This window comes from Hymenobacter terricola (assembly GCF_017921975.2).
Lineage (GTDB): Bacteria > Bacteroidota > Bacteroidia > Cytophagales > Hymenobacteraceae > Hymenobacter > Hymenobacter terricola.
Genome location: NZ_JAGEMO020000015.1, coordinates 124027 through 136303, shown reverse-complemented (window position 1 = coordinate 136303; position 12277 = coordinate 124027). Strand labels below are relative to the sequence as shown.

General features: G+C 60.6%; 7 protein-coding genes. All 7 read right to left on the bottom strand.

The window, feature by feature from the left end; genetic code table 11:
• Nucleotides 1-4: 4 nt before the first annotated feature.
• Nucleotides 5-1153, bottom strand: a complete 1149-nt coding sequence (locus J4G38_RS12405) for an efflux RND transporter periplasmic adaptor subunit (RefSeq protein WP_210521310.1) — start codon at nucleotides 1151-1153, stop codon at nucleotides 5-7.
• Between the two features lie 216 nt (nucleotides 1154-1369).
• Complete coding sequence (locus tag J4G38_RS12400) at nucleotides 1370-2545, bottom strand: alkene reductase (RefSeq protein WP_210521309.1); 1176 nt, start codon at nucleotides 2543-2545, stop codon at nucleotides 1370-1372.
• 230 nt (nucleotides 2546-2775) lie between these two features.
• Complete coding sequence (locus tag J4G38_RS12395; protein ID WP_210521308.1) at nucleotides 2776-3972, bottom strand: Gfo/Idh/MocA family protein; 1197 nt, start codon at nucleotides 3970-3972, stop codon at nucleotides 2776-2778.
• A gap of 94 nt (nucleotides 3973-4066) precedes the next feature.
• Complete coding sequence (locus J4G38_RS12390; protein WP_210521307.1) at nucleotides 4067-4390, bottom strand: nuclear transport factor 2 family protein; 324 nt, start codon at nucleotides 4388-4390, stop codon at nucleotides 4067-4069.
• Nucleotides 4391-4426: 36 nt separating this feature from the next.
• Nucleotides 4427-5275 (bottom strand): SDR family NAD(P)-dependent oxidoreductase, encoded by an 849-nt coding sequence (locus J4G38_RS12385; RefSeq protein WP_210521306.1) that lies wholly within the window; start codon nucleotides 5273-5275, stop codon nucleotides 4427-4429.
• 603 nt (nucleotides 5276-5878) lie between these two features.
• On the bottom strand, nucleotides 5879-8392 hold the full coding sequence (locus J4G38_RS12380; protein WP_317198196.1) for a sigma 54-interacting transcriptional regulator: 2514 nt from the start codon (nucleotides 8390-8392) through the stop codon (nucleotides 5879-5881).
• Nucleotides 8393-8631: 239 nt separating this feature from the next.
• Nucleotides 8632-12105, bottom strand: a complete 3474-nt coding sequence (locus J4G38_RS12375) for a BamA/TamA family outer membrane protein (protein WP_210521304.1) — start codon at nucleotides 12103-12105, stop codon at nucleotides 8632-8634.
• Between the last annotated feature and the right edge of the window lie 172 nt (nucleotides 12106-12277).

The following is a 12277-nucleotide window of genomic DNA, read 5'->3' as shown; positions in this document are numbered from 1 at the left end:
CGCGTTAGTTTTTAACCAGTTGAGTCGGGGCATCCTTCATCTTCTCCGGCTGAATGGCCTCGCCTTCATGCAAGCGGTCGAACCCGCTGTACACGATGCGATTACCGGCTTTCAAGCCTTCCTGCACGAGGTAGTTGGCCCCGCTCCCACCCGCCACCACGATGGGCTGCTTGCTGACCTTGTTGCTGTCGCCCACCAGAAAAACAAAGAGTTTGTCCTGCATTTCGAGCGTGGCCGCCTGCGGCACCGTCACGGCCGAAGCGATGGCCAGGCCCAACCGAACTTTGCCGGTGCTGCCGGCCCGCAGCAGCCCATCTGGGTTGCGGAACGAGGCGCGTACGGTGATGGCCCCCGTGTTTTTGTCGAATTGCCCGTCGAGTAAGTCAATCCGACCTTTGAGCGCATAGGTGCTGTCGTTGGGCAGAATCAGCTCCACGGGCGGCAGCCGCTTGATTTTGTCGGCCAGGGTGGTGCCCGCGTTTTCAGCCTTGAACCGAATGAAATCCGTCTCGCCCAGGGCGAAGTAGACGTGCACCTCGTGCACATCCGAGAGCTGGGTAAGGGACTCAGCGTCACCGGGCGTCACCAGACTGCCCTGCTTGCGCATCAGGCGACCAAGGTAGCCGCTCACCGGGGCCCTCAACAGGGTGTAGCCCACATTAATCTGCGCCGAGGCTACTTCCGCCCGGGCCTGCTCAATGGTAGCGGCGGCTCCCTGCCGGGCGGCCTGGGCCGTTTGCAGCTGAAACGGCGCGATGACTTTGTTCTGCACCAGCGGCGTCAGCTTCGTCACCTCCAGGCCGGCGTTGGTGAAGGCCGCCTGCGCCGCGTGCAGCGCGGCCCGGGCATTATTAAGCCGTTCCCGATAGGGTGCGTCATTGATTTTAAACAGCGGGTCGCCGGTGTGTACGAAAGCGCCCTCCTCGACAAAAACGCGGTCAAGCGTGCCGCTCACCTGCGGCCGAATTTCCACATTGACCACCCCTTCAATAGCGGCCGGATAGTCTTGGTAAGTAGTAGCGCTACCCGCCCGCAGCTCCAATACGGGCAGCGCCTGCAGCGCCGCCGGTGCCGCTGCGGGCAGCGACGAGGCTGCTCCCGAGCAGCCATACAATCCCGCCAGCAGCAGTAGAAGGTTGAGGTGAATTTTCATGGGTCTAAAAGTTTAAAGGATGTAAGGCGCTGCACTCGGCGCGGCTTGCCTGGACTTGGGCCGGCTGCCCAGAGCTTTGTCAGGGACATAAAAATCTACTTAGCCTGACTAAATTAAATAGACTGTTTGGTCTATTATTAGAATAGCGGGGTGCCGTTTCTTGTTCAGAGTACCCACTGAGGCTAAGCGTTTCTTATTGCTTGGTAAAGCAAGTCGCTACCGGCTTGCGCTTTCCACGGAAGCTGCCACTGCCGCCGGCTCGCTGTAAGCGGGAAAGTCAGTGTAATCTTGTTCATTACCACCCCAGAAAGCTTCGCGGACGTAGGGTGCCAAAGGCAGGCCGAGCCGCAGCCGCTTCGGCAAGTCTGGATTAGAAGTAAACCAGCGGCCAAAGGCCACGAGGTCGGAATCTCCGCGTTGCAGGATGGCCTCGGCCCCGTCGCGGTCGAAGCCGCCCGCTACGATGATGGGCCCGTGGAATATGGGCCGCAGCTGGGCGGCGGCGACGGGCTCCTGGCCTTCTACCAGCGTCTCAGTGCCCTTCACGCGGGGCTCAATGATGTGCAGGTAAGCCAGGCCAAATTGATTCAGCTGCTCAGTCAGGTAACTGAACGTGGCCGGGGGGTTAGAATCGGAAATGGCTCCCCACTGCCCGCTGGGCGAAATTCGGACCCCCACCCGGTCGCCTCCCCACACCGAAACCAACGCGGCGACAGCTTCCAGCACGAAGCGGGCCCGGTTTTCCAGCGAGCCGCCGTAGGCATCGGTCCGCTTGTTGGTGCCATCCTGCAGGAAGGTGTCGCCCAGGTAGCCATTGGCGCTGTGGAACTCGACCCCGTCAAATCCTGCCGCCAGCGCCCGCTCCGCACTTCGGCGAAACTCCTCGATGATGACGTGAATTTCGTCCACGGTCAGGGCCCGATGCGGCGATACGGGCACCCAGCCGTTGTGGGTGAGGGCCTGGCCCTCAAAGGGAACTTCGGAGGGGGCCACGGGCCCCGTACCATCCGTCAGGTCAACATGCGACTGCCGGCCGTCGTGGGCAAGCTGCATGAAAACGTGCCCGCCCCGGGCGTGGACGGCCGTCGCAATGCGGCGCCAGCCTTCCAGCTGAAAATCGTTGTAGATACCGGGGCCGCCCAGGTAACCCCGCCCGTTGCGCGACACATGCGCCGACTCCGTAATGATTAACCCATCGGGCGAGGCCCGTTGGCGGTAATATTCGACCATCATGTCGCTGGGCGAGTCGTCGGCATTGGCGCGCAGGCGGGTTACGGGGGCATGCACCACCCGGTGGGCCAGGGTAAGCCGGCCCAGGTGCATCGGCGAGAAAAGCTTGGAATTGAGGAGCGAGTCTTGGACCGCCGACTCTGTTTTCTGGTTAGTTTCCATGTGAGATAATTGCTGAAATCACGGCTGCATCATCGGGCCGCGCCTCTTGCTTCCCCAGATATTGGGCTAGTTGCTACCAAGGCAAAAGCGCAGGGTGGTTATTTTAGACTAAAAAGTCTAAAATGATAAAATTGTTTTCACTTCGCCGCAAATGCCCCTTGTTTAATGGGCTGGCTTACCGGGAAATCACTGCCTGTCCAGAGTTGCAGCGGTGGCTACGGCTGAATAGGTTAGACCGCTGTTGCCTTCGCCAGGGCATATTCCGGCACGGTGACCCGCTGGCCAGTTTCCGATGACTGGTGCATCAAATCAAAGAATCGGTGCATCCACAAACCGTCCTCAAAGGTGGTAGGCGTGTGGGTGCCCTGCTGAACATCCGCCGCGTACGCGGCATAGAGATGCGCCAGCTCGAGCACGCTGGAAGGCAGATTCGATTCCGGCAACAGGTGATACGCATCGGGCACCGGCAACACTGCCAGCGGAATATTGTCGCCGTGGGCACCTTCGATGACGTAGTCTTCGCCGACCGCGCCAAAGGCGGACACGTTGGTGACCCGCAAGTCGCCTTCGTCGCCGGTGATGTCGAGCTGAACGCCGGAGCCGTTGCGCTTGCCCCCTTCCACCTGCACGATGAAAACGGCGTGGTCATTTAACCTACCGCTCATGACCAGCTGGTCGGGCGTGGTGGTCTGAAAAACTTCCCCGGTTTCTTTAATGGTGACTGCTGCAAACTGGTTTATCAGCGTACTGGAGAAGCTTTTGGGCTTGCCCACCACCGAAAACAAGGCATCCAGAAAGTGTCCGGCGTAGATAGCTACGACACTGGAAAAGTTTTCGGCGGGAATGGTCCAGCGCAGGGAATTGCCGCGTAGGGCCTGGAAGTAGTTCATGCTCACATGCAGGCGGACGGAGCGCACGCGGCCCACGTACCCTTGCCGGAGCAGGTCGTGCAGGTACCGATTGGTTGGCGCGAAGCGCCGTTGCAGCCCCATAATGTGGCGCACGCCGGCTTGCTGCGCCAACGCCACCAGCTCCTCCGCTTTTTCCGTGCTGAGGGTGAACGGCCACTCGGAGTACACGTCTTTTCCGGCCGCGATGGCGGCCCGGATGCCCTCTTCGTGCTGGGGAGCGGTGGTGAGTACCGCCACCAAATCGACCTCGGGAAGCGCAACGAGCTCGGCCACCGTAGCAACTACGGTTTTGATGCCAAAGCGCGCTGCGGAAGCTTGCGCGGCTTCGGGGCGGCGGCTCTGGACGGCCACTACTTCGTAGCCCGGCAACAGGTTCAGAGACGGGATGTGGCCGTGATTAGCCCAGTTGCCCACGCCGATAATTCCGACGCGAATCCGGCCGGCACCTGGCTTGGGAAGTGCCTCCGCCACGGCCTCGAAAGGGGTGGCGGGTTTATCAATGGGTGGTGTTTTCATAGTAATACCTTAATATTAAATTTTACTGAAAGTGTCACCGAACATCGGATGGTCGGCTTTGGACTCGGCTTGCGTGGCTTCATCCTGAATAACGTCAGTGTTCGGCCTGCAGGCCGTTGGCAATGCGCAGAACATCGACCACAATCAGCGCCTTGGGCTGACCCATATTGGTAAGACGCCCATGAACCATGACGTAGTCGCCGGACGCAACAGCCAGTCCCGGCTCGTACCGCATGGCCCCCGGCAGTGAACTGAGCGGCTCACGCAGGCCCTCGCGCCCCGGAGTGGCTACTTTGCTGTGCTGGATATAGTTGGGAGCCCAGTAGCGCTTATAGGCCCCGGCGTCCTTTTTATTAAACGCATTGTCGAAAGCCTCCAGGACCAACGCCCTGTTCTTTTCTTCGAGGGACTGCTCCATTTTATAACGTATTGGGCTGTTTGGGGTGGTAAGCACTTATACTTTAGCCCGGTCGGTGCGCGTGGAAACGGGCAGCCAGGCCGCGATTTCCTGGGCCGTGCTCGCGGCGTTTTTCTGGTACATGTCCACGGCATCCCGCCCGATGGGCAGGTGCACGGGCGGCTGCTCCGTATGAGCCAGCTGCACGATTACCTGCGCCAGCTTCTTCGGGTCGCCCGGTTGCTGGCCGTGGAACTGCGCCGACCCGGCCCGCATTTGCCCCACGGTCGTCGCGTCATACTCAGCAATGGGGTGGCTGGTGGTGACAAACGACTCGGCGCTCAGAAAATCGGTGCTAAACAGGCCGGGGGCAACGGCCGTAACGTGGATGCCAAACGGTTCCAGCTCGGCCGACAAGCCTTGGGAAATGCCTTCAATGGCGAATTTTGTGGAGCCATACAACGCCCAGCCCGGAAGCACACCGTAAGCGTAAAGCGACGAGATATTGATAATGTGGCCGGATTGCTGCTGGCGCAAGACCGGCAAAACGGCCCGAATCACATTAAGCACGCCGAATACGTTGGTGTCGTATTGGCGGCGGGCCTCCGCGTCGGTCGCTTCTTCGATGGCCGCCACCATGCCGTAGCCCGCATTGTTGACCACCACAGCGAGGTGGCCAAAGTGCGCTACTCCGCTAGCCACCGCTGCCTGCACCTGGGCTTCGTTGGTAACGTCCATCTGCACGATGAACAGGGCCGGATGGTGCTCCAGAGCAGCAGCGAGCTGCCCGGGCTTGCTGCGCACGCTGGCAATAACCTTATCGCCGGCAGCCAGCGCCGCTTTGGTGATTTCAAATCCGAAGCCTTTGCCGGCTCCGGTTACAAGCCATACTTTTTGCGTATACATAATAGGTTGGTGTGAAGGGTTGAAAATGATGGGGCGATGGAACCGGAGAGTGCGGACAATCGGGGTCCGGACTTGCTGGCACGCCTGGCCAATCCTCTTGGCGTCAAGCCACTTCCGCAGCGGGGGCGCAATGCCCATTTTATTTCCGGAATACTGCGCTTGCGGCCGATGACGGCGAGCAATTTTTTTGCCCATCCATGCCGGTTGACAATACTGCCGTGAAAGGCGCTGAAGAAGAGAAAGCCGATGCTGGCGGAACGATGCGTCCACCTGTGCTCCTCAATCCAAGGACTGTACCATAGCGCACCGACTAACCCGCAAGGCTTGCCAAAACGCCACCCAGATGTTTAAAACCCTCTTTTCAAATTGTTTGAACAGTCTTGACCAAGCAGGAGTGATTTGCTTTCTCCAAATTTGAGCACCTGTTTTTTGGATGTGCTCCAACGGGTTGGATGAAGAAAGGCGGGCGGCGCTAGCTCTACTATTATCTCAGCTAATGGCGCAGTGATTTACAAGCTCACCCAATTAGGGTGATTGCAATAGGTAAGCCGAGAAAATTTGGTAATTGCTGATGACTCCATCCAATGGCGCTATCCAACTCCCCTAGACAAGCTGCTTGGGCGGCTCAATTTTCATCTTTTTCATCCGGGCCTCCAACGTGGTGGCCTTAATGTCAAGCAATTCGGCGGCACCACCCTGCCCGCGAATGCGATAATTGGCCTGTTGCAAGGCCGCTAAAATGGCCTCCCGCACCGTATCATGCAGCGGTTGCGTCGTGTCAGCAGCGGTAGTAGTGCTGGACGCCGCCGGCGCATTGGTGGGCAATAAGGGTTCGGCCAGTTCCAGGCTGGCTGTGCGGGAGAGAATGGCGGCGCGCTCCAGCACATGCTCAAGCTCCCGAATGTTGCCCGGCCAGTCATAGAGGTGCATTTGCTGCACCGCCGACTGCGCTAGACTCGTGAGGGGCTTGCCGAGCTTTTTACCGATTTTTTGCAGGAAATGCAACGACAAGGGCAAAATATCTTCGCGGCGCTCCCGCAGGGGTGGCACCAGAATGGGAAAGACGTTGAGCCGGTAGTACAGGTCGGCCCGGAAACGGCCAGCGGCCACTTCCTCCTGCAAATTGCGGTTGGTGGCCGCGATGATGCGCACATCCACCGCGATGGTGCCTTTGCCGCCCAGGCGCTCAATTTCCCCTTCCTGCAGCACGCGCAGCAATTTGGCCTGGAGCTCCAAGGGCAGCTCGCCGATTTCGTCCAGAAAAATAGTGCTGCCGTGGGCCAGCTCAAACTTGCCGATGCGCTGGTCTGTGGCCCCGGTATAGCTGCCCCGCTCGTGGCCAAACAATTCCGACTCGATGAGCTGGGCGGGCAGCGCGGCACAATTGACCTTGACCATCACCCGGTTTTTGCGCTTCGACAGGTTATGCACTGCCCTTGCGATGAGCTCTTTGCCCGTGCCCGTTTCGCCCAGCACCAACACCGTGTAATCGGTGGCGGCGACTAGCTCGATGCTGTGAAAAACAGTGAGCAGCACCGGACTGGTGCCCACGATTTGCTCGAAATTATGCGTGGTTTTGATTTCCTCGGTCAGGTAAATATTTTCCCGCTCCAGCTGCTCGCTCAGCCGCTCGATGCGTTTGAAGGCGAGCATGTTTTCCAGCACCAGCGCCACATGGCTTGCGAGTTCCTGCAGGGTGCTTAAGTCTTTTGCGCTAAAGGCGAAAGCGACTTTGCTGGCCACGATTAGCGATGCTTGTGCCTCGCCTTTGATGACGATGGGCACGTGCATGGAGGATTTGATTTCCAACAGTTTGCCGTAGTTGCGGGTCACCACGTTGCGTTCCCAGAACTCCGTTTGCTGCTCCCCCACATTCAGCGTGGGCTCAATCAGCCAAGGCTCCAAAGCCGCCACCTCCTGCTGCCACTCCAGTGGCGTAATTTCCTCCGGCCGCTTTGCCTGGCCTTTCGCCAAGGGCGCAAACAGGTCCCCTTCCTTCTGCACGAAGGCATCTACCAACGACCTACTGGCGGGCTGTCCGACCCAGTGAATAAACATCTGGTCGATGGGCATCAGCTCGTTGATGGCGGCCGCGACCTGAGCGGCGGTGGAGGCAATATTTTTACCGGACTGAAAAGCACCTACAACCGCTAATTCGGCCGTTTTTAGGCGGCGGCGAGCTTCTATCTCTTCCGTGGCCAGGAGGTTATCCAGGGCCAGGGCAATCTGCGGAATAATCAGGTTTACGGCCGCGTAATCTTTCGGCGCAAATCCCTCTGGCTCGTTGCAGCCCAACTGAATGCTGGTAAATGAGCGCTGCTTGAGCACCACGGGAAACAGCGCGAGCGACTGAATGCCAAAACTGTCCCGGCTGGCGCGGGCCAGCTGGTAGTGGGCGCATAGCTCTTCAAAGCCCTCCCCCGAAAACAAGCCGGACTCATTGCGGGGAGACGGAGAGGTTTCGTCGTTTGAAGCCTCCAGCAGCTCTTCCAGCACCTGTTGGCGCAGCAGGGCGGGGAACTGTACGCGCTCAAAATCCCCTTCGCTGGTTTTGCGCAGCATCACCCAGTAAAACGACGCGTCGCCGGGAAAGCCGATGCGCAGGTTCAAGAGCGAAAACGGCACCAGCTTATCAATTTGGGCAGCAATGGCTAGGCAGAGCTGGTAACGGTCGTGAATCGAGATGATGGCTTCGTTTACCCCAATCTGGATGCTCTGTTGCTGGCGGAGTTTGGCCTCAGCGCTGTGGGCGTGGCGATAGCGGGCAATTTCCAGGGTGGTGAGCACATCATTGTCCCGGAACGGTTTATTCAGAAAACCGTACGGCTGGGTGACTTTGGCCGCTTCCAAAAGGTTATCCGTCAGGTTTGCCGACAGGAAAACAAAGGGAATATCCCGCTCACTCAGCCACTGGGCCAGGTCGATTCCCGTCTGTTCGCCCACCAGAAATACATCCAGCAACACAATCATCGGCGTCTGCTGCGCAATCAGCGCTTTTGCTTCGGCCACCGATTCAGCCACGCCAATAACCTGGTAGCCCGCCTGCTCCAGGATGGCCCGCAGGTCGTCGGCAATTAAGAACTCATCCTCCACGATAAGCAATGTCGGAAGAGGCACAAGGTTGTTGGAAGTCGCCATCGTTGTAATCAGGATTAAAAGCGCAGCTCTTTGGCGTACCCAAGTTCTTGAAGCAGCGCGTTTTGCGGAACCGGTGGGTTGATGGAAACGGCTGGGGCAGGGTGATTATCCACCAGTCTGCCAATGAAGGAAGGTGCGTAAAGCTGCGGTTAATTTATTGCAAAAGAAGAAGGGTCAGGGCCTACCTTATATTTTACTTGCAGTATATTCTAAGATAACTAAAAAAAGAAGCCCAGGCGGATAAGAAGCAATTGGTCTTCGGAGGAAAGCCCGTACATGGCCGCCACCACCACTTCCGGCGTGGGAGCCAGCCACAGGCCAGGGCCGTAGCCCCGGTGCCAGGTGCTGGATGTTTCGCCGGGCACCCACACGCGGCCTACGTCGTGAAATGCCAGCACGCCAAAGGTGACGGGCAGCAAGTAGCTGCGAAACCGGGCCACTTGCAGGCGCACCTCGGTGTTGTTGTAGGCGCTCTGGCGGCCGGCAAAGCGCGTGCGGCCGTAGCCACGCAGGTTGGCCAGTCCACCCAGGGTAGCCGCCTGAAAAAACTCGTACTCGCCAAAATTCACGGTGCTCCCCAAGCGGGTGGCCAGCGTCAGGCGCAGCGGAAAATGGAAGCTGCGGCACAGCGCTACCTCCGCCACAAGCTGGGTGAGGGGCCGGGCCGAAGCCGTGAGCGGGCGCAGGGAAAGCAGCTCCGCCTGGGCATGCACGCCCTGCGGCAGTTCGGCCCGGGCATGGGCGCTGGTTAGCTCGTAGCCCAGGCGGGCCCCCAGGTACTGCTTGGGCGCGAAGAGCGTCGCGGGGTGTAGGCGGGTATCGGCCGTTTGGGCCAGCAGGCGGCCGGGGCTCTCCTCGACGTCGACTCCCTGGTAAACCGGGCCGCCGTATCCAACTCCGTTTTTCCCCAGCGGGTGCCGCAGCAGGGCCGCCGCCGTCAGGTTGCGAAAGCGTACCCGGTAGTAGGCCGCGCCCGTCGACTCGTCAAGGGCCAGTTGGGTGGCGTTGCCCAGGCCGTAGAAATTGCGCACGTAGTTGGGAGCCTGCAAGGCTGCGCGCAGCTGCAAATCAAACGGCCCCAAAACGTGCGTAAAGAGCCCTTCGTAGCCAAAATTGAAGGCGCCGGTACGCAAGGCCACGTTGGCGGTGAAGGCATGAGTGGCCGCCCAGGGCGCTTTGCGAAAGCCCGGCCGCTTCAGCAGTAGCCCGGTGCCCACGAACAGGCCGTCGTCAATATTATAGCTCCACGGGTAGAGTGGCCCCGCATACGGGTACTGAAAGGCGGTGCGGTTGTATTGATTGGTTTCCAGGTCATTAGTCAGACGAAGCTTGGCATCCGGGCCACGAGCCGCCACGACCAAGCCCTTGGGTTGGTCGTAGACGGTGATTTTACGACGGCCCGCGGCCACCGACGACTCGTCGCGCAGGGTATCCAGGCCCTCGCCCCCCACCACCCGCACCGCCGGCCCCTGCCCTACCTGCCCGCTGAGGTGAAATACGTCGGCTCCGCCTTGCCCATAGAGACGGATTTCCCCGGTTTCGGCCGTTAAAAACGTGCGTTGGTAGCATACGGGGCCACGAAGCAGGCCCGTCGGCGAGTGCACATACACCGTTACCTGGGTATGCGTGTCGTCCTGGCGCAGCACCTCAAATTCTTCCGCTTCGTTGCTGCCCACCACCTCCACTGCTTGCGCCAGAAAATGGTAATACTGGTCGGCCCACTCCCGCAGGTGCGCCCGGTGTGCTTGTAGTTTGGCTAAAATAGCCGGGCCCGAAAGCTGGTAAATGGAATCGGGCCACTGGTGCAGCCCCGCTTGCAGTACGTCGTCGCTCAGGCTCGCCTGCACCGAGTCGGCCAGGGCCAGCCAGTCGGCCCGGCCCAGCCCGGTGAGAAAGGAATGGTCGAAGTAGCGGGCCTGGTAATTGAAGGTGTTGACGTTGCGAAACCCGGCGGCAAACCCCTGAATTTTAGGCAGAATATAGTCTTTGCTGGCCTGACGAGGCAGGAAGCCTTCGTTAACAAAAAACGCCTGGTCCCGGTCACGCGGCAGCGCCCGAAACAGCTTGCCCCCACCGGGCAGCGCGTAGGCCAGCCAGCGCCACTGGTCGTCGTGGCGGTCCCAGTCGGCCAGCACTATGTCCAGCAGTCGGGCCCGCAGCAAGGCGCGTTGGTCTACCCGGCTGCGCGGGTCAGCGGCCAGGGCGGCCAGCACGTCGGGGGTGCTGTACCCCTTCTTTTCGGGCTGGCCCGAGAAGCCCCGTGGGGGCACCGGGTCGCGGGCCTCCATTAGCGCTAAGGTGCCGGCGAACTCGCGCCGGTAAATGCCCAGCCGTGGGTCGTCGGGCACCAGCACTACCTCCGGGGTGGTATGCCCCACGCCGGCGGCTTCCGCTAGTGGCGGCACCGCCAGGGCAGCATACGGGTGGGCGGCAGAAATCTGGTCCTGCACAATGGCGGCCGCGAAGGTTTCGTGCAAAAAAGCGGGCACCGAGGCGTCGGTATTCTTATCTATTGACCGCAGCACAAATTCCTGCCCGTCGACGGCCCGCAGGCGCAGTGACTTCGTTTGGAAACCGCCGCCGCGCTTAAGTGGCACAAGTCCGCCGTGGGCAGTGCCCATGTCCAGCACCGGCACGCGCACCCCCTGCTGCCACTCACGGCGGTAATTTGCGCCCTGCAGCCACTGTTTGAAACGGCCCGCCCGGTATTGGGCACTGGCTTGCACCTGCGCAGTTGACGGCCCTGGCGCAGCGGCCAGGGAATCCAGCGGTTTTGTCGGGGCCACACCGGGAATGGTCCAGTGCCGCTCAGCCACGGCCTGCCCTCTGTCGGGTTGCCAGTACGTGACGCGCACCTGTCCGCCGGCGAGATAATCCAGGCGCACAAACCCGTTGTCGGCCGCACTGGCCGTATGCTTCACCCGGGCCGGGGCCTCCGCCCCACTGGTGAAGTAGTGCAGCGCGTTTTGCTCGTCGTAGCGGGCGCGGCGGCCGTGGCCCGCGATGTACGTCAGGCCGGGGTAGTTTTCCAGCGTACCGCGCAGCGAGCGGCCCAACTGCTGGGAGCCGGGGTTCGGCAGCATCGCCGCGATTCCGGCCCGGGCCAAGGCCTGCTGGCCTACCAGCAACACCTGACGCCCCTGGTTACGGCGCAGAATATCGTTCAGCAACGCCAATACGCCGGCCTGGTCCTGGGCCTCGCAAGTAGTAGGGTGGGTTTCCGAGGCCGGGGGCTGCAACCACCAGGCCGTATTGAGCACCACCAGCGTGTGCCCGGCATCCAACGCAAGCTCCACCGGGTCCGGGCAGCGCAGGTCTGGCACCAGGGCACCGGGCCGGCCGGCCGGCGATGCCAGCCGCCGCGCCAGGCGCTCGTCACCGGCATCGTTGGTGCCGCCGGGTACCACCACCAGCCGCCCCGGAAAGTCGTGCAGCTGCGCCAGCAATGTGGTCAGAGCCGGGGTGGCAGCAGCTGCCTCCGAAACCGATGACAGCGACGGGCCGAGACGGTCATCCAGAAGCACCAGCGTGCTTGCATAATCCAGCGAATCGGCTTGCGTGCGCACTGCCTGCAGCGTCCGGACCAGCCGCGCGGCGTCGCTACGCCCGGTGCCACCCACGACAAACACGGTGCAGGGCCGCCCCGACTGGGCGCGCGCTACCTGCCCTGACACCCCGCCAAGGGCTAGCATCAGACCGACGAATGAGCAGTAAAGATTCATGATTACCAGCTGTTTAAACCCCGTGAATAAGAACATCGGCCAACCTGCTCTTCCCGATGCTTTTGGCGTTACCCCACAGACATGCCGTTATGGTCAACCCCTGCTACTAACAGGGATTGACCATGGGCACCTTCCTTCCTCT